The organism is Arthrobacter sp. fls2-241-R2A-172 (genome assembly GCF_030208885.1).
In the GTDB taxonomy this organism is placed as follows: Bacteria; Actinomycetota; Actinomycetes; order Actinomycetales; family Micrococcaceae; genus Arthrobacter.
Map to the genome: position 1 here is coordinate 131,142 of NZ_JARVTB010000013.1, position 17,314 is coordinate 148,455.

Here is a 17,314-nt window from a genome sequence, read left to right on the forward strand (position 1 = left end):
TGGGGGGAGGGGCTGGGAGTCAGTTGCCGGCGAGGGCAGCGATGCGGGACACGGCGAGTTCGGCGTACAGCGCGGCACCGTCGGTGAGGACGCCGTCGTCGAACATTGCGTAAGGCGAGTGGTTGAACGGCGACGTCGTGTGGTCGGCGCCGGGGGCAACGGCGCTCAGCCCCACGAATGTCCCGGGAACTTCGGCGAGAACCCGGGAGAAATCCTCGGAGCCGCTGAGCGGTGTGGCCATCCGGGTGTGGCGGGAGTCGCCGAACATTCCGGCGATGACCTTCTCCGCAGTGGTGGTCTCGTGCTCGTTGTTGATGGTGAGGGGGTATTCCTCCTGGTAGTGCACGTCCACCTCCAAGCCGTGGGCTACGGCGATGCCCTGGAGCAGCCGGGGTACCGCTTCCATCATCTTCTGCCGGGACGCTTCGGAGAAGGTCCTGATGGTTGCTTCGATGCGGGCAGTCTCGGGGATGACGTTGCGCTTGGTGCCCGCTTGCAGGACACCGACTGTCAGGACCACGGGATCAAACATGTTGAACTGGCGCGTGACCATGACCTGCAGGGCGGTGACCATTTCCGCTGCGGCGGTCACGGGGTCCTTCGCCGAGTGCGGGGCCGAACCGTGGCCACCCGCGCCCAGCACCGTGACCACCAGGCCGTCGGAGGAGCTCAGCATGACGCCGGGCTTGGTGACGAATTGGCCATGGGGTTCAAGGGAGGAGAAGACGTGCATTCCGTAGGCGGTGTCCGCACGACGGCCGGCTGCGTCCAGGACGCCCTCCTTCAGCATGTAGCTTGCACCGTCGTAGCCCTCCTCGCCGGGCTGGAACATGAGGATGACATCTCCAGCCAGCTGGTCGCGACGCTCCGCGAGGATTGTTGCCGCGCCGGCAAGCATGGAGGTGTGGAGATCGTGGCCGCAGGCGTGCATGGCGCCGTCCACCCGGGACGTGAAATCCACGCCGGTGCGTTCCTGCACGGGGAGCCCGTCCATGTCAGCCCGAAGCAGAACTACGGGTTTCTCGGCCGAGGCGTGGGCGGCGCCGCCGCGCAGAACCGCGGTGACCGACGTCGTTTCCTTGCCGAGCGTAATCTCGTAGGGGAGTCCGTCCAGCGCCTTGAGCACCTTTTCCTGGGTGCGGGGAAGATGCAGGCCGATCTCAGGTTCGCGGTGGAGGTCATGGCGGAGTCGGACGATGTCGTCCTGCATTTCCTTGGCGTCGGCCACGATGGTCATTTGTGCTCCTGTGTGCTTGGGGGCGGGTTCCTTAAGCCATTGTGTGGTGACGTGGTTCACATGCTTCTAAACATCTGAAAATATGCACCGAATCGCACCGAATTGCAGGAATCATGCACTGGTTCTGGATAATGGACTCATGGAACTCAGCGAGGAAGACCTGCGCCTGGTCAACGCACTCCAGATTTCGCCCCGGATCAGCTGGTCCGACGCCGGTCAGGTACTCGGCGTCCACGGGACCACGCTGGCTGCCCGATGGGAGCGCCTACGGGCGGCGGGTGCAGCCTGGACCACGGCCCACCTCATGGGTGATCCGAAGGACATGTGCCTGGCCATGGTGGACATCGACTGCGAAATGCACCTCAGGCCCAACGTCACGGCCGCCGTTGCCCAGCTCCCCGAAGTGATCACCGTGGAAGAGGCGGCCAGCAACCGCGACCTCACTCTCACCGTCATCACCCAGGACCTGGAACAGTTCAGCACCCTGTTGCTGCCCAAGCTGAAGGAAATCCAGGGGCTCACCAAATACCAAACGGCCCTCTGCACCCGGATCCACACCAGCGGTTACGCCTGGCGGCTCAACGTCTTGACCAAGGCGGAGCAACAGGCTCTGCGGAGTCTCGCGGGGCCCGAGTCGGCCAACCCCTCAGCGCAGGATGCGATCGTGGTCCCGCTCCCGGAAAGCCACCTGGCCCTCATCCCGTTCCTCGCACGTGACGGACGCGCTACCGCGGCGGAAATCGCCCGCGCCTTGGGTCGGAATCCAGCCACCGTCCAGCGACAGCTCGGGCGTGTGCTGGCCAGCCGGATGCTGTCCTTCCGCTGCGAAATTGCCCAGCAGTTCTCCGGTTTCCCTGTCACGGTTCAATGGTTCGCGAACGTTCCAGCGGGAGAACACGAAGCCGCCGCCACGGAACTCCGGGCCATCAGGAACACCCGCTTTTCGGCATCCACCACGGGCCGCACCAACTTCACCATGATCATGTGGCTGCGTTCATTGGCCGATGTCATGGAGTTGGAGCTCATCATCCAACAGCGCATTCCGGGCATTGAATTGGTGGAAAGCGTGGTCATGTTGAACACAGCAAAGCGCGTCGGCTGGATGCTCAACCCCGACTCCACTGCCACCGGGGAAGTGGTTCCGGCGTATGGAGAGCTGCTTCCGGACGGCGTTTAGCTGTGACCTTCGGCGATAAATGGCGGTCTTTTGCAGCGCTGTTTGGCGTGCACGCACAGCCTTGGAACTTCAAGCTGCGCTCATAACTAAATGCTGCCATACCAACCCGCCACAACTATCAAGGCAGCTGCATGCTTGAGGATGCTCAACCGGGCGTTCAATAAGCGAATGAATCAGATGTTCTCTCGGGTGAGGTCGATTTCGAGGCCGCAAGAAAATCGGTTCCAGTAATGGACTTCGTCCTCCTCGTTGCCGCCGTGGACGTCCGCGATGAGGAGATCACCGCCGAGCAGATCTTGAACGATGAGAGCTGTGGGTCCGCACTGGCCGTGTGCCGGGTTGTCAGGGTTCCACTCCGCAAGGCCCTTTGCGTCGAGGCAGGTCGTATCTGCGCCCCAAGATAGGCGGAATGCTCGCTCAAGCTCGAGCAACGTATGAGTCATGGCGCCAGAGTACCAAGGGCCTGCTGAACGATAAGGCATCTCTCATCGGGTGCCGAGCGAGCACACCCTGCTGCCAACGGTTCGGTCCAGTCCGCGGTCCGGCAATCTGGTCCCGCAGTCAGTCTCGACCCTCGGCGCCGCTAACAGAACGGAACGCCCGGCGATGTACTTGCCCAGCTTCGGAACTGTCTCCCAGGTTCCGGGGGTGGAGTGTCCTGCGCCAAAGATCGCATCTTCAGAGAAGCTGGAATTAGGAAAATCCTGGATGGTCACCGTTCCCTCGGACCGTAGATCCACGATGGCCGAGGATAAGTCGGTCTTCCTCAGGGGAGCGCTTTCAGACGGGGAGAACTTCCATATCCCCACCACTTGTTCACGATCGGTGCGTGAGGAATCGGAGCCGAGCACGATGTCGTGGAGGAAGAGGCGGCGAACACGAGGACCAACGCGGATATGCGCAGAATGTTCCGTCGTTTCATCGCCGGGCGTTCCGTTCTGTTGCTGTAGCCCGCTTATGCAGTGCACCAGGTAATCAGGATTTGACGCGCCAAAGGCGGATCAGGCGAAGGTTTATGCTAATCATTGGATTAACCAAGGTGGTGAAGGGGAGCGGAGTGGGGATTGCCTTTGATGAGGGTGCGGCCGATGCTCTGATCAGTGCCGCCGAGGCCGCGGAGGAGATCCTGCGGTCCGAGGGCTGGTTCCTGGGCGGTGCCATTGACCAGGCGATGCAGGACTTCAAAGGCGGTTACGCGCAGCTGTTCATCGAAGCCTGCGCCACGAGAGCTGATGACCGCGGCGCACTGGCCGGTGTCCTCGCCGGGCTCGCCGAAGACGTCCGCGGCGCGAAAGTCCGGGCAAGAGAAGAAAAAGCCCGGGAAAAACATCTCACCGCTTGGCGGCTACGTGCCGATGCCCGTCAACAGGACCTGGCCTCTCTGGACGCGGCACGGCAGTCCGCGGCCATGCTGGAGATGGCGCACGATCCCAGACCCGAGGAAACCCCTGTCCCGGCACCGAGCATCACCGCGGTGTTCTCTCCGAGGGACAGGAACCGGTTCGCCGGCGGATCCGGGAACGGAATAAGCTCAGCGGACCCCGCAGCGTTGCGGGGATTCGCAGCCCAGTCCCGTGCCTCCTCGAACATCCTCAACAGTGAACTCGGCCACGTGCGGAACGCGTGGGCCGTATTCGCCGCAGCGTGTTCCTGGGTGAACCATGGCGTAGTGACTTACGTGGCCGGCTTCGAGCGGCTGCTGGCCGAGAACACCGCCGACGCTGACTGGATCGAACAGATCGGCGCCGCGTTCGAATCAGCCGGCAGCGGCTCCATGACCGAGGCCATGCTCAACAGCGCCCTCATCCGGTACGCACCAGCCGGGCGAATCGGTTTGAATGACATCGGTGCCCTGAACACCGAGCAGCTGAAAGCCTGGCTCGCCACACCCGCGAACAAAGACCGGCTCCGAGGGCTCCTGCAGCAACCAGGACTGGACCCCGGGGTGATAGCGACTTGGTGGGCGGGGCTCGGCCACACCATCGCCAAAGACGGCTCTCTTGAACCCGGCGCAAGCCAGAAGCTTCTGATCGAGACCTTCCCCGGAATAATCGGGAACCTGAACGGAATCACGGCCACCGCCCGGAACGAAGCCAACCGGATACGCCTCGTCACTGAGCAGGAACGCATCAAGGCCGAGCTCGCCAGGACGCCTCAACTTCTGCCCGTCAGTCAAGGCCTGTCCATCACCAACCCGGCGTGGACACGGCTGCAAACGCAGCAGAAGGCCCTTGATGGCATCACCGACGCTGTAAGGAACGCGGGCGGCGTCAACGCTGTCCTACTCGGCTTTGACCTCACCAACGGTTCCCCGAAGGCACAGGTCTCTGTGGGTAACCCCGACACGGCTGACAACGTTACCTACGCCGTGTCCGGCATGCTCATCACCCCTCAAAGCGGCTTTAACGACTGGGCAACAAACGCCGCCAACCTCCAGGAGCGACAAAGGCGACACGACCCGAGGAAATCGTTCGCTGTGGTGGCGTGGATCAACTACGAACCACCAACAGTCCCGACCGTGAACAGCGGCGATGCCGCCCATGCCGGTGCGGACCGATTCGTCGCAGACCTGCAAGGGTTCAACGCCGTCAGAGACAGTCTGGGCAACAGAACCCCCGAGACCTTGAACGTGCTGGCCCATTCCTACGGCACCACCGTGACCTCCAACGCCCTCGCGTCCGCGCACTTGAACGTCGCCTCCTTCACGATGCTCGGTTCCGCCGGCATCGAAAAGGACATCCGGAACACCTCGGACCTCCACGTCCCCGCCGGACAGGTCTACGCCACCGAAGCCGCAGGTGACGGGCTGGCTGACCTGGGCCGCTTCCAACGTCAGGACCCGCGGATGGAATCCTTCGACGCCAAAGTGTTCTCATCAGAAACGGCCATCATCGACGGAACCGAATACCACGGCACCACCGAACACAACACACTGGTACACGGAACAGACAACAGCGGCTACGGCTACCTCGACAAAGACACCACCGCCCTCTATGAAGCGGCCCTCACCACCACCGGCAACGGCGACCGTATCCTGCCAGGCGCACGACCCGTAACGCCTCCGGCCGGATTTGCCGGCCGATAAACAACCCAGGAAGAGTGAACCCCATGCCCCACGAACCAAAAAACCGGCACAAGACCGGCCGTATCCTCGCCGCAGTGGTCTTCACGGCCATCGCGCTAAGCGCCTGCACCCCCACCACCACGGAGAACCCCATGACCGGCTCAAACAACCCCAGCGACCCCGCAACCGTCAAAGCCCAAGTCGAAGAACTCAAACAAGCCCTCACCGACCTCCACGCCTTCAAAACCGAAACCCAACAAACCATCGGAACCCAGAAATGGGAAGACAAAAACCTCCGGAACAGTTCGTGCGCCACCGATGACGGCAAAGACGGGGTGAATTACCGCATCCTGAGTCAAACCCTCGATCCCGTGGATCTGGAAGCGTCCGTAGAAGTTGTCAAGAAGTTTTGGGAATCCAGGGGCTTCACCACCCGAGTCGAAACCAACCCCAAGGACCCGGGTCTCATCGACCTCTACGCCAATCAGAACGGCGGACACTTGGTGTCCTTCACCGCGAACGTACGGGGCTCCAGTTTGGGGATGGACACCGTCTGCGTCGCGGGAGACCAACACGCCATCTACAAAGAGCTCGATAGGCAGGAAGCAAGCGCCGCGCCCACTGAGACTGGAAAGTAGAACCTCCGACAGCGCGTGTTCCCTCTGTGCTGAATCGGTGCAGGCTGACGGCGATTGCTCTCTCGGCCAGCGCCCTCCTGCTGCTGACAGCCGGATGGGCCTCCATATCCACCTTCTCGTGAGTCCACAGATCCGAGAGTGATGCGACGTCCACCCCTTCTCTCGGGCGTATAAGCGTTTAGCCCGCTGGCTTCGTTGTCAGCCGCGTCCCTGGCCCAGTTTCGTGGCCTTGAGGACGGCGTCCGAGGTGGTTCCGGCTTCGCCGTTGGGCCCGGACACTGCGCGCTTCCTTTCGTCCACCACCTCTAGCTGCCAGTTGTCGCTGTTGTTCATGCCGAGCTCAGCGGCCAGTTGCTCCGGGGTGAAGAACATGCCGGAATCGTGGTGATGGCTCCACTCCGGCAGCCCCTGCGGATGGTGCCCCACGATCAACAGCGTTCCGCCGGGCGCCACAGCAGCTGCGGCCTTTGCCGCGGAGTCCTGCCACGGCAACAGGGGGGAGTGCAGGAAATGGGCTGACACCAGATCGAATTCAGGCTGCGGCGCCCATTCCGTGAGGTCCTGCTGCTGCCAGGTGATCTGGTCCGCGTACTCGGTTTCCGCAGCGTGGGCTGCTGCCCGTTCAAGCGCGACGGCGGACACGTCCAGTGCCGTAACGGTCCAGCCTTGCGCTGCCAACCAGATCGCGTCCCCGCCCTCTCCGGAGCCCAGATCCAAGGCCTTGCCCGGCTGCAAACCCGTGACCTCGGCAACCAACTGCGGGTTGGCGTTCCCGCTCCAGATTTTCGCCCGCTCCCGGTACATGCCGTCCCACATGTCCACAGCATTGTCAGCGTCTTCGTGGAGGTTGAGCCCGCGCTGCTCCGCGCTTGGGTGGGAATGCCCGTGCTGGTGGGTGTCGGCGTCGTGCAGGTTTTCAGTCATGGGACAAGCCTGCCGTGCGCCGCGTCCCGAAGGCAACGCCTGTTGCCGAATCGGCAAGCTACCCCAAAGCATGGTTTTTTGGTTCGATGGTGGCTACCCTCAGGTGGACAGCGCCCCTGTTGGTCTCGCGGCGCATGAACCGGGGGATTCATGATGTTTCTTAGGCGAAAATTGCGTTGGTTCCGCGGACGGACGGGAATCGTGGGTGTCTTGGCGGTCGGCGGACTTTTGGCGTCCGGACTCCCGTGCGCGGCAGTGCCTGCTCAGGCTTGGACCAGTGCCAAGGACGCGGTGCGTGCGGCCGCTGTTCCGAATCTTGATCCTGTGAAGATTGATGTGACCAGCCCCCGATTCGTGGAACCCAGCGCGGATAGCTCACGGCTCTTCGCAGCGTCCGAAAAAGGTGACTTCACTGTCATTAACGTGCCCACGGACCAGGTCTCGGCGACCCTCAAAGTGGGAAACGTGTCTTCCATGGTGGTCAGTCCTGACGGTTTGAGAGTCTTTCTCGCCACGAGCCAACAGCAGAAGTATGGCGTGACTCTTGTGACCCTTCCGTGGAAAGAGCCAACCGTCATACCAACGGAAGGCCCTGTGCGTGGTCTGGCCGTCTCACCTGATGGCTCCTCCGTGTATGCCGCCGTGTCTGGGTCCCCTCTCGGCTCCATTGCCGTTATCGATGTTGCTACGGCACGAATCCGCATGACAATTCCGGTGGGCCACGACCCTTCACAGATCCTTGTTGCCCCGGCCGGGGACAAGATCTACATCCTCAGCGCCACCGACCGGTCCGTCACAGTCATAGCCACCTCGACAGGCACCGTAGGAAGCAAAATTCCCTTGGGCGGTGCTCCGATGGAGGGGGCTATATCTCCAGACGGAAGTCATTTGTATTACCCCAAGGGCGATGGCGGCATCGCCGTGGTGTCAGCGCTCAAGAGTGCTGTGATCGGTGAAATTCCGACGCGCGCCGTGGCCACAGCCCCGATCTTTACTCCCGACGGGTCCCGTGCCTTCACCGTTGACCAGACTGGTGATGAGTATTCGTTGGCCGAAATCGATCTCCAACGCAATTCGCTGACAACGGTGGATCTTCAACCCTCTGGACCGCCGACCATGAACCTGGGAGCTTTTACGGTCCGGTTGAGCCACGATGGTTCGCGTCTCTTCGTCGTCAGCACCTACATCATGGTGGTCAACGTCCCGACGCTTGTAGTGGCAAGGCATATTTCCCCTCAAGGCGACTACTTGCAGGGTCTGCTGACAGTTCTTCCGAACGGGGAAAAGGGATATGTGGCGCCGGCGGATCAAGGGAACTACCTCTGGGTGATTCCCACTCCGCGGTCGGCGAATATTTGGAAGGACTATAACTCCGATGGCCGCACTGACGTCCTCGCCCGTGATACCACAGGTGAGTTGTGGCTGTATCCCGGCAATGGCCGGGGTGACTGGCTTCCCCGCTCGCGGGTTGGAACCGGTTGGAACACCATGAACTTGATCATGACCCCCGGCGACTTCAACGGCGATGGGTCATCGGACGTTCTTGCCCGGGATCAAGCAGGCGATCTGTGGCTGTACCCGGGGAACGGTCGCTCTGACTGGCTGCCACGCTCAAAGGTGGGCGGTGGCTGGAACGTGATGACCGCCGTCGTGACCCCCGGCGACTTCAACGGTGACGGTCACGGCGACATTCTGGCGCGCGATGCCCAAGGTGATCTTTGGCTCTACCCGGGTAACGGTAGAGGGGCCCTGCTTCCGAGAACCAAGGTAGGAACAGGTTGGAACGACATGACCGCCATCCTGGGTCCAGGCGATACACACCAGCAAGGACGTGACGTAGTCGCCCGTGACAAGTGGGGAACTCTGTGGCTGTATCAGGGGGATAACTCGGGCGGGTGGGTGCCCTTCCGGCTGCTGGTGGGCCTTGAGTGGAACGTCATGACGGCGATGGCCACACCCGGCGACTTCGACGGCGATGACCTGCCGGACATCCTGGCCCGGGACTCGGCAGGCGTCCTGTGGCTTTACCCAGGAACTCTTTATGGCGGCTATCAGCCCAGGCAGCGGGCAGGTGTTGGTTGGAATGTTATGACGGCTCTGGTTTGACGAGCTGACTCCAGCGCTGGGCTCCCGAGCCGGAAGCGCCGAGTTCATCGGACGGGTTCTGCAGCGTGCACGACTTCAGGCTGAGGCAGCCACAGCCGATGCAGCCATCCAGATCGTTGCGCAGATGTTGAAGGGCCGCGATCCGTTCGTCCAGTTCTTTCCGCCAGCGCAGCGACAGTTTGGCCCAGTCGTGCCTGGTGGGGGTGCGGCCCTCCGGCAGCGAATTCAACGCCTCAAGGATGTCCTTGAGTGGCAGACCGACCCGCTGGGACGTCTTGATGAACGCGACCCGTCGGAGCGTATCGCGCCGGTACCGCCGCTGGTTTCCGGCGGTCCGCTCGGCGTGGATGAGCCCGTTGCGTTCATAAAAGTGCAGGGCCGACGGCGACACTCCGCTTCGTTCTGAAAGCTCGCCGATGCTGAGGGGCCGGTGCGTCTCAACAGGTGTCATGTGGTGCTCCGAGGAAAGGGCGTGGTGGATTGACCTCAACATTAGTTGAGGTTCTAGGGTAGCGTGCATGACCACTGACACCCCAACGGCCGGGATACTCGGCCGTCCATACCTGCTTGCCACCGTGGGGGCTTGCGCGCTCGTTTTCCTCAGCGCGTTCGAGTCCCTGGCGGTGACCACCATCATGCCGCTCGTGAGCCGCGACCTGGACGGAGCCGCGCTCTACGCGCTGGCCTTCGCCGGCCCGCTGGCTACTGGCGTGATGGGCATGGTGGGTGCCGGAAACTGGTCTGACCGTCGTGGCCCGGCGGCGCCGCTGTACTCCTCGGTGGCGCTCTTTGTCCTCGGCCTCCTTATTGCCGGGACCGCGGGGTCCATGGAGATCCTGGTGCTCGGCAGGTTGGTCCAGGGACTCGGTGGCGGCGCAATGACGGTGGCGCTGTACGTGTTGGTGGCGCGCGTTTACCCGCCTGCCCTGCACCCCAAAATCTTCGCGGCCTTCGCAGCGTCCTGGGTGGTGCCTTCCCTGGTGGGTCCCTTCGCTGCTGGTGTGGTCGCCCAGCTGAGCAGCTGGCACTGGGTGTTCCTTGGCGTGGTGGGCCTGGTGGTGCCGGCGTTGTTGATGGTGGTTCCCGCAGTGCGCGGAATGGACTCCGAACCCGCTGCGGATCCCGTTCCGTGGGCCTTCGGACGCATGGGATGGGCTGCGCTCGCGGCCGTCGCCGTCCTGGGACTGAACCTGTCCGCAGGGGTGCCGGGCGTTGGCGGGGTGATTGCCGCCGTCGCGCTTGTCCTTGCGTTGGTTGCCTTGCGACCTTTGGTGCCGCAGGGGACCCTCACCGCCCGCCGGGGATTGCCCAGCGTGATCCTGGTCCGTGGGCTGGCGTCGGCCGCGTTTTTCGGCGCCGAGGTGTACCTGCCGTACCTGTTGACAGAACGGTATGCGTTCACGCCCACGTTCGCGGGCCTCACGCTGACCGGTGCTGCGCTCGCGTGGGCGGGGGCGTCGGCGATCCAAGGCCGGCTTGGTTCGCGTCTCGCCGACGATCTTGCCATCAAGATCGGCGCCTCGCTGGTCCTGGTCGCCATTCTTTCGACCCTGGCGACGGCGGCGTTCGCCCTTCCCGCAGCCGTGGCTATTGTGGGTTGGATCCTTGCCGGTGGCGGCATGGGGCTCATGTACCCGCGGCTCTCCGTCATGACCTTGGCCCTGTCCACGCCGGAGAACCAGGGCTTCAACAGCGCGGCCATGTCTATTTCCGACTCCCTGGGCGGGGCGCTCTCCCTTGCCGCCACCGGGCTGGTCTTCGCGGCGTTCTCAGCCAGCCCCTTCGCTGCCGTCTTCGCGCTGACGGCGGTAATCGCCGTCGTCGGGGTTGTCATGGCCCCGCGGGTCGCCGCCCGCCCGGGCTCCTCCGACGCTCCGGGCGCCGCGGATCCCCAACCGGAGCTCACACGCCGCCCCTGACGCGTTGCGGGGCCTGCTCAGCGTGCTTCGCGAGCCCGGAGGCACGTAAAGCAGGCCCCGCAACGCAAGGTGGGTGACTTGCGAGGCCTGCTTTGCGTGCTTCGCGAGCACGGAAGCGTGTAAAGCGGGCCTCGCAACGCACCCCTGACCTGCCCCGATGCGAGTCCTACGCCCGGATACTGCTAAGATGGGTTTACTTGATGTGCGGTGACGCCCTGAAGCAGGTGGCCTGAGGCTACGCGGCGGGGCATTTTTCATGTGAGAGGCACATCCTGCGTCGATGAACGCGTTCTATTTGGTCCCGGCCACCGCTGTTGAAGCGAATCGGTAGACCACCTGACTTTTCCTCGGCGAACCCCTGGCCCAACCGGCGTCGGGGGCCGATGTCCGCAATTGGACACCGCCCGAAAGACATGAAGTTTATGACTACTTTTGCTGCCCTTGGCACGCCCAAGCCCATTGCTGAATCCCTGGCCGCAGATGGCATCGAAGAGGCATTCCCCATCCAGGTGAAGACCCTCCCGGACACCCTCGCAGGTCGCGACGTGCTGGGCCGTGGCCGCACCGGTTCCGGTAAGACCATCGCTTTCGCCATCCCGCTCGTGGCCCGCTTGGCCGAGCGTGAAGCAAAGCATTTCCGCAAGCCGGGCCGCCCCATGGGCCTGGTCCTTGCACCCACCCGTGAACTGGCAACCCAGATCAACGCCACCATCGAGCCGTTGGCCAAGGCCATGGGCCTGAACACCACGGTCATCTACGGCGGCATCTCCCAGGCACGCCAGGAAAAGGCGCTGCGCGCCGGCGTCGACATCGTCATCGCCTGCCCGGGCCGCCTCGAAGACCTGATCCGCCAGCGCATCCTGACCCTCGAAGCCGTTGAGGTCACCGTGCTGGACGAGGCAGACCACATGGCCGACCTCGGCTTCCTCCCCGTAGTCAAGAAGCTCATGGACATGACCCCCACCCAGGGTCAGCGCCTGCTCTTCTCCGCGACGCTGGACAACGGTGTTGACAAGCTGGTCAACCGTTACCTGTCCAACCCGCTGACGCACTCTGTGGACGACCCCCAGGCCGCTGTCACCACCATGGAACACCACGTCCTGGTGGTCAACGACCAGACCGTCAAGAAGCAGCTCATCGTTGAACTGGCCTCCGGCGCCGGCCGCCGCGTTCTCTTCATGCGGACCAAGCACCACGCCCGCAAGCTTGCCAAGACCCTCACCGACGCCGGCATCCCCGCCGTCGACCTGCACGGCAACCTTTCGCAGAACGCCCGCGACCGCAACCTTGCCGAGTTCTCCAACGGTGACGTCCGCGTCCTGGTGGCCACCGACGTCGCAGCCCGCGGCGTGCACGTTGACGACGTCGAACTCGTCATCCACGTGGACCCGCCCACAGAGCACAAGGCATACCTGCACCGCTCGGGCCGTACGGCCCGCGCCGGTTCCGATGGCACCGTGGTCACGCTGACGCTTCCCGAGCAGCAGAGCGACGTCAAGAAGCTCATGAAGGCCGCCGGCGTTGATGTTTCGTTTGAACGCGTTACCGCCAACTCGCCGCTGGTAGCCGAGCTTGTAGGCGACATTGCCGACAAGGTCGATCCCCGCACCCGTGCGGCCCTCCTCGCGGCAAAAGCCCCGCAGGGTGGCGGCACCTCCACCGGGGCCAACGCCCAGCGCAAGCGCGCCCGCCGTTCCACCCAGGGCGCACCCACCGCGGGTGGCCGTGGTGGTCGCAACGGACGCGGCAAGGTTGCTGCTGAGCCGGTTCGCACGGACACCAACCGTGCCGATCGCCGGGCAGCAATGAACGACGACGTCGCCCGCAGCTCACGCGGTCGTGGCAAGGCAGCTTCCACTCACCGCAACGACGTTCCCGGCTCGCAGGGGCAGGGTGGCCGCAGTGGCCGTCCGGCTACCGGCCAGCGCTCAGCCTCGGCTCCGCGCACGGCGTCCACTACCTCTACGCGTACCGGCGGAAACAAGGCCGTATGGTCCTCTGCTACGGGCGCTACGTCCGGGGGATCCTACGGTTCGGGTTCCGGCAACTCCGGTCGCGGTGGCTCGGGTGCGGGTCGTCCGGCACGCAGTGGCCCGCGTCGTGCATCTGCTCCCGCGTCGAACGAACGTCGCGGCCGCTAATCTCTGGCATTGCGAGGCCCGCTCTGCGCGCTATTCCTGAGGTTTAGGACGCAGAGCAGGCCCCACAACGGGTTCACCAGCCCCGGGCGCGCCACTCCTCAAGGTGTGGCCGCTCGGCTCCGAGGGTCGTGGGCAATCCATGGCCCGGGTGCACCAGGGTTTCGTCCGGATAGGCGTCGAACAGTCGTTCCGACACGTCGTTCAACAGAGAAGTGAAGCGTGCAGGATCTTTCTGTGTGTTGCCGACGCCTCCCGGAAACAGCGAGTCTCCACTGAAAATGTGGGCCGGCCCGTCCGGATCCTGGTAAACGAAAGCGATCGAGCCCGGGGTGTGTCCACGCAAATGGACCGCTGTGAGCTCCAGGTCGTCGAACCGCTCAACGTCGCCGTGACCGAGCCGGACATCCACCGGAACGGGCAACGCATCGGCGTCGTCCGCTCCTGCGGAGGTGGTTGCCCCGGTGGCGGCCACCAACTCCTCCAACGCACGGACGTGGTCCCAGTGCTGGTGGGTGGTTGCGATCCTCGCCAGTTTGGTGGGGGCCGACGAATCAACCGCGCTGTCCTGCAGGAGCTGCTGGATGGCGGGCAGGTCATCGGCGGCATCGATCAGCACCTGTGTTCCCGTGGACTTTGAGGTCAACAGGTAGACGTTATTGTTCATCTCGCTGACCGAAATGCTGCGGATGGTGACGTCACGGAGTGAATGAATAAGCGAGTCCATGCCTTCAGCCTACGTTGCCGGCTTCGCGGCCTTCCGATACCCAGTTGGGGTCGGCGGATCGTGAACCGACGACGGCGGACGCGGCCTGGTCAAGCAGCTCAAGGTGCGCTGCTCCCAGTTGCAGGGACAGTGCGCCCAGGTTCTCGTCGATCCGGTGCGCCTTGCGCGTGCCGGGGATGGGAACCACCGGAATCCCAAGGCGCTGACCTTGGGTGAACAGCCAAGCCAGGGCTACCTGGGCCGGAGTTGCATCCAGCCCACTGGCTACCTCGCGGACCGCGGCCACGACGGCCTGGTTCGCGTCAAGTGCCTCGCCACCAAAACGGGGGACCCTGTGGCGGAAATCGTTCTCGCCGAGGTCGCTCGCGCTGATGGTTCCCGTGAGGAACCCGCGGCCCAGCGGCGAGTACGGCACGAATCCCACGCCAAGATCCTTGGCTGCAGGAACAACGTTGAGCTCAACATCCCTGCTCCAGATTGACCATTCACTCTGGACCGCGGCAATGGGATGGACGGCGTTGGCCTGCCTGAGCTCCTCGGCAGTCACTTCAGACAGGCCGAGGTGCCGGACCTTGCCCTCACGAACAAGCTCTGCCATGGCCTCCACGGTTTCCACTATCGGAACGCGGAGGTCACGGCGGTGCATGTAGTAGAGGTCAATCACGTCAGTGTCCAGGCGGCGGAGGCTCGCTTCTGCCGCTTGCCTGATGTAGGGCGCATCCCCGCGGACTCCCGTGTACCCGTCCGCGGGGTTGCCCTCAATTCCAAACTTGGTGGCCAGCTGTATCTCGTCCCGGCGATCCTTGAGCAGCCTGCCCACAAGTTCCTCATTGCTGCCCGCGCCATAAACATCTGCGGTGTCGATGAACGTGATCCCCGCATCCACCGCGTGTCTGAGGGTCTTGAGGCCTTCCTCAGGATCGATGCCCCCATACACCGGGGTCAGGGCCATCCCGCCGAAACCGAGGGGGCTGACAGTGAGGCCATCGCCGAGCTGAACTGCAGTCATGAACTTCTCCAATGCGCGTTTGGGTGCTCTTTATCAGTGCTCTCCTTGGCATGAACCTGACGCGACGCATGGGTATTCCTGCGCTCCCTCCCAGTTGGTCCGGTGATGCCCGGTCACCTTGGACGCGGGCTCCCGTCATTCCGGGGTTTCCGCGTGCAGTCGGCGGGGTGCGGGGGGAGGCAACTGGGAAGGAGCGGTGCGGCAGGGGCACCTACTCGGGCTTGGCCACAGGCTTCTCGGTAGGCAGGGCCTTCAAACCAGCGGCACAGCCCACAATGCCCGCGATGAACAGCAGCTTCAGCGGGCTCGCGGATTCCACGCCCGTGATCATGGCCCAGCCCACGGTCAGTGCCGCACCGATCCCAACCCACACTGCGTAGGCGGTACCCAGGGGAATGCGCTTCACCGCGAAGCCAAGTCCGAGCATGCTCAGGAGGGCAGTAACAGCGAAGACGATGGTGGGTGCGAGCTGCGTGAAGCCGTTGGAGAGGCCCAAAGCGGTGGCCCAGACGGCTTCAAGGATGGCCGATGCCAGGAGGATGCCCCAGAAGATGCCGGTGTTCTTGGTGTTTGTCATGGCTATGCCACCACCTTCAGGCCCACCACGCACGCGCCGATGCCGGCGAGCAGGAGCAGCCGGGCCGTCGTCGCGCGTTCTACCTTGGTGACCATGGCGTACGTCGCTGTCAGTACCACACCAACACCAACCCACACCGCGTAGGCAGTGCCCGTGGGAATGGACTGCATGGCGATCGCGAGTCCGGCCATGCTGGCAATCACGGACACAAGGAACACACCAGTTGGGATGGGTTTACGGAAGCCCTTGGAACGGTGGAGTGCTGCGGCCCAGACGGCCTCAAGCGCACCGGAGAAAATGAGAATTAACCACGACATGACATTTCCTTTGGCCAGTCTTGTCGCGTGCCGGGTACTGAACCGTCGTCCGGAGGTTCCAGAGCGGAACCTTCATTTCAGGCTAGCAACTCCCGCGCAGGGTGGCCACTTCTGGTGGTTAACGTCACCAGTTACGGTTCGACGTGGTCGATAGAGATGACTGCAACGAAGCCCCTGCCCGAGATCTCCGGGCTGCGTGAGTCCGAGCCCACTACGGTGTCGTAGCGGGACAACTCGACAGGTTCGCTGGCGGCGGTTGCCGGGGCGTCGCCGTCGGACTCTGCCTCTGCAGCGGCGCCGGGAGCAACGGTGGCCTTGCCCTCCAACAAGACAGCCAACTGGCCCTCGAAGACAGGATGTGCGCGCTTCTTGGAAATTTCGACAATGGACGTATAGCCCTTGAAAGCCCCGGTCCGTGCAATGACGTTGAGGTCCCGGATGTCGCCGGTGGGAAGCGTCGCCGCGGAGGCAGCCTCGCCGGAGAAGCGGAATGGCCGGTACTTCTCCAAGGGGTGCTCGGCGCCATCGACCGTGAGGAGCAGCAGTTCGCCGTCGATGATGGTGATGACCCGCTCCATGCCCGGAAAGTTGGAGAACTCACCGGCTTTTGCGACATCGGCGATGCTCACGCGCCAATCCCAGGCGCCGTCCTGCGCCGAAGCGGCCTTCGGATGGCTGGCGAGTTCGCGCGTCACCCCGCCTCCGTTGCGCCACGGTTCAGGACGGATGTCGGCAAAGCGGATGATCTCCATTCGACCAGCCTAGTGGTGGACAGCGCTTCTTCGTTGACGATCCGGCTTGCTAACGTCATATGTGGAAAACGTTGTGAAAATGGCTGGAGGCGCGGGAATGTTCGTCAAAGTGTGCGGCCTGAGCACGCCCGAGTCCGTGCGCGAAGCCGTGGACGCCGGAGCGGATGCGGTTGGTTTCGTCCTGACCTCGAGTCCCCGCGAAGTCAGCCCGGACCAGGTCCGCGTCCTGCTGCCGTTGGTTCCTTCCTCGGTCAAGGCCGTCGGAGTGTTCCGCCACGAGTCCGCCGCTGACGCCGTGGAAACGGCACGCGCCGCCGGGCTCGATTGGGTCCAGTTGCACGGTCGGCGGACCGCCGACGACGTCAAAATAGTGCACGACGCCGGGATGCGGCTCATCAGGGCCGTCACCATGGGTGCGGGCCAGGACGAGTTCGCTGATCTGGGCGAGGACCTGTTCCTGGTCGATGCCGCAGTTCCGGGGTCAGGGGAGGCCTGGGATTACGCGTCCGTGCAGGAGAAGGGGCTTGACGGCAGGGATTGGCTGCTCGCGGGAGGCCTCGAACCCGGAAACGTGGCCTTCGCTGCCACCGCGGCCGCAGCATGGGGTGTGGACGTCTCCTCGGGTGTTGAGGCATCGCGTGGCGTGAAGGATCTGGCGAAGATCCGCGCGTTCGTCGAGGCCGCCAAAGCCTGACGCTCTCTCACATCCCACCCGCTTCAGGCCACCCC

The 17,314-nt window shown here is 63.7% G+C and carries 16 protein-coding genes and 1 riboswitch; of the genes, 7 read left to right on the forward strand and 9 right to left on the reverse strand.

What is annotated here, in order from left to right; translation table 11 throughout:
- Positions 1-19: 19 nt before the first annotated feature.
- Positions 20-1,237 carry a M20 metallopeptidase family protein gene (locus QRM57_RS17925; protein ID WP_284987572.1) on the reverse strand — a complete coding sequence of 406 codons (1,218 nt, stop codon included), beginning with the start codon at positions 1,235-1,237 and terminating at the stop codon, positions 20-22.
- Between the two features lie 139 nt (positions 1,238-1,376).
- Here QRM57_RS17925 and QRM57_RS17930 point away from each other — a divergent pair, with 139 nt between their 5' ends.
- The gene (locus tag QRM57_RS17930) at positions 1,377-2,414 is read left to right on the forward strand and encodes an Lrp/AsnC family transcriptional regulator (RefSeq protein ID WP_284987573.1); all 1,038 of its coding nucleotides are present in this window, start codon (positions 1,377-1,379) and stop codon (positions 2,412-2,414) included.
- A 173-nt stretch (positions 2,415-2,587) separates the two neighbouring features.
- Here the strand turns inward: QRM57_RS17930 and QRM57_RS17935 are convergent, their stop codons facing one another.
- Positions 2,588-2,857, reverse strand: coding sequence for a YunG family protein (locus QRM57_RS17935; RefSeq protein WP_257369498.1), 270 nt, complete (start codon positions 2,855-2,857; stop codon positions 2,588-2,590).
- 614 nt (positions 2,858-3,471) lie between these two features.
- Here QRM57_RS17935 and QRM57_RS17940 point away from each other — a divergent pair.
- Complete coding sequence (locus tag QRM57_RS17940) at positions 3,472-5,499, forward strand: alpha/beta hydrolase (protein ID WP_284987574.1); 2,028 nt, start codon at positions 3,472-3,474, stop codon at positions 5,497-5,499.
- Positions 5,500-5,522: 23 nt separating this feature from the next.
- Positions 5,523-6,116 (forward strand): hypothetical protein, encoded by a 594-nt coding sequence (locus QRM57_RS17945; protein WP_284987575.1) that lies wholly within the window; start codon positions 5,523-5,525, stop codon positions 6,114-6,116.
- A 198-nt stretch (positions 6,117-6,314) separates the two neighbouring features.
- Here QRM57_RS17945 and QRM57_RS17950 read toward each other — a convergent pair whose 3' ends face one another.
- Positions 6,315-7,040, reverse strand: coding sequence for an SAM-dependent methyltransferase (locus QRM57_RS17950; RefSeq protein WP_284987576.1), 726 nt, complete (start codon positions 7,038-7,040; stop codon positions 6,315-6,317).
- Positions 7,041-7,364: 324 nt separating this feature from the next.
- On the opposite strand from QRM57_RS17950, the gene QRM57_RS17955 reads away from it, so the two are divergent.
- Positions 7,365-9,146, forward strand: a complete 1,782-nt coding sequence (locus QRM57_RS17955; RefSeq protein ID WP_284987577.1) for an FG-GAP-like repeat-containing protein — start codon at positions 7,365-7,367, stop codon at positions 9,144-9,146.
- Here the strand turns inward: QRM57_RS17955 and soxR are convergent.
- Positions 9,127-9,666 carry a redox-sensitive transcriptional activator SoxR gene (soxR, locus tag QRM57_RS17960; RefSeq protein ID WP_284987578.1) on the reverse strand — a complete coding sequence of 180 codons (540 nt, stop codon included), beginning with the start codon at positions 9,664-9,666 and terminating at the stop codon, positions 9,127-9,129. The genes QRM57_RS17955 and soxR overlap by 20 nt on opposite strands.
- Between soxR and QRM57_RS17965 the strand changes: the two genes are divergently transcribed.
- Complete coding sequence (locus tag QRM57_RS17965; protein WP_284987579.1) at positions 9,665-11,065, forward strand: MFS transporter; 1,401 nt, start codon at positions 9,665-9,667, stop codon at positions 11,063-11,065. The genes soxR and QRM57_RS17965 overlap by 2 nt on opposite strands.
- Before the next feature lie 422 nt (positions 11,066-11,487).
- Positions 11,488-13,206 carry a DEAD/DEAH box helicase gene (locus QRM57_RS17970; RefSeq protein WP_284987580.1) on the forward strand — a complete coding sequence of 573 codons (1,719 nt, stop codon included), beginning with the start codon at positions 11,488-11,490 and terminating at the stop codon, positions 13,204-13,206.
- Between the two features lie 73 nt (positions 13,207-13,279).
- Here QRM57_RS17970 and QRM57_RS17975 read toward each other — a convergent pair whose 3' ends face one another.
- The 5 genes from QRM57_RS17975 to QRM57_RS17995 form a co-directional block, all read right to left on the reverse strand.
- Entirely contained in the window at positions 13,280-13,930 is a 651-nt protein-coding gene (locus QRM57_RS17975) for an MBL fold metallo-hydrolase (RefSeq protein WP_284987581.1), read from the reverse strand.
- Between the two features lie 4 nt (positions 13,931-13,934).
- On the reverse strand, positions 13,935-14,939 hold the full coding sequence (locus QRM57_RS17980) for an aldo/keto reductase (RefSeq protein ID WP_284987582.1): 1,005 nt from the start codon (positions 14,937-14,939) through the stop codon (positions 13,935-13,937).
- Positions 14,940-15,150: 211 nt separating this feature from the next.
- Complete coding sequence (locus QRM57_RS17985; protein ID WP_284987583.1) at positions 15,151-15,516, reverse strand: DMT family transporter; 366 nt, start codon at positions 15,514-15,516, stop codon at positions 15,151-15,153.
- Positions 15,517-15,518: 2 nt separating this feature from the next.
- Complete coding sequence (locus tag QRM57_RS17990; RefSeq protein ID WP_257369511.1) at positions 15,519-15,833, reverse strand: DMT family transporter; 315 nt, start codon at positions 15,831-15,833, stop codon at positions 15,519-15,521.
- Positions 15,834-15,842: 9 nt separating this feature from the next.
- Positions 15,843-15,908: riboswitch (guanidine-III (ykkC-III) riboswitch) on the reverse strand.
- Between the two features lie 56 nt (positions 15,909-15,964).
- Positions 15,965-16,585 carry a HutD/Ves family protein gene (locus QRM57_RS17995; RefSeq protein ID WP_284987584.1) on the reverse strand — a complete coding sequence of 207 codons (621 nt, stop codon included), beginning with the start codon at positions 16,583-16,585 and terminating at the stop codon, positions 15,965-15,967.
- 97 nt (positions 16,586-16,682) lie between these two features.
- On the opposite strand from QRM57_RS17995, the gene QRM57_RS18000 reads away from it, so the two are divergent.
- On the forward strand, positions 16,683-17,279 hold the full coding sequence (locus QRM57_RS18000) for a phosphoribosylanthranilate isomerase (RefSeq protein WP_284987748.1): 597 nt from the start codon (positions 16,683-16,685) through the stop codon (positions 17,277-17,279).
- Positions 17,280-17,314 lie beyond the last annotated feature (35 nt).

Coding starts and splice junctions, on each gene's coding strand:
- QRM57_RS17995 (WP_284987584.1), bottom strand. CDS start 16,585: ATGGAGATCATCCGCTTTGCCGACATCCGTCCTGAACCGTGGCGCAAC.
- QRM57_RS17965 (WP_284987579.1), top strand. CDS start 9,665: ATGACCACTGACACCCCAACGGCCGGGATACTCGGCCGTCCATACCTG.
- QRM57_RS17925 (WP_284987572.1), bottom strand. CDS start 1,237: ATGACCATCGTGGCCGACGCCAAGGAAATGCAGGACGACATCGTCCGA.
- QRM57_RS17935 (WP_257369498.1), bottom strand. CDS start 2,857: ATGACTCATACGTTGCTCGAGCTTGAGCGAGCATTCCGCCTATCTTGG.
- QRM57_RS17945 (WP_284987575.1), top strand. CDS start 5,523: ATGCCCCACGAACCAAAAAACCGGCACAAGACCGGCCGTATCCTCGCC.
- QRM57_RS17930 (WP_284987573.1), top strand. CDS start 1,377: ATGGAACTCAGCGAGGAAGACCTGCGCCTGGTCAACGCACTCCAGATT.
- QRM57_RS17990 (WP_257369511.1), bottom strand. CDS start 15,833: ATGTCGTGGTTAATTCTCATTTTCTCCGGTGCGCTTGAGGCCGTCTGG.
- QRM57_RS17980 (WP_284987582.1), bottom strand. CDS start 14,939: ATGACTGCAGTTCAGCTCGGCGATGGCCTCACTGTCAGCCCCCTCGGT.
- soxR (WP_284987578.1), bottom strand. CDS start 9,666: ATGCACGCTACCCTAGAACCTCAACTAATGTTGAGGTCAATCCACCAC.
- QRM57_RS17985 (WP_284987583.1), bottom strand. CDS start 15,516: ATGACAAACACCAAGAACACCGGCATCTTCTGGGGCATCCTCCTGGCA.
- QRM57_RS17950 (WP_284987576.1), bottom strand. CDS start 7,040: ATGACTGAAAACCTGCACGACGCCGACACCCACCAGCACGGGCATTCC.
- QRM57_RS17970 (WP_284987580.1), top strand. CDS start 11,488: ATGACTACTTTTGCTGCCCTTGGCACGCCCAAGCCCATTGCTGAATCC.
- QRM57_RS18000 (WP_284987748.1), top strand. CDS start 16,683: ATGTTCGTCAAAGTGTGCGGCCTGAGCACGCCCGAGTCCGTGCGCGAA.
- QRM57_RS17975 (WP_284987581.1), bottom strand. CDS start 13,930: ATGGACTCGCTTATTCATTCACTCCGTGACGTCACCATCCGCAGCATT.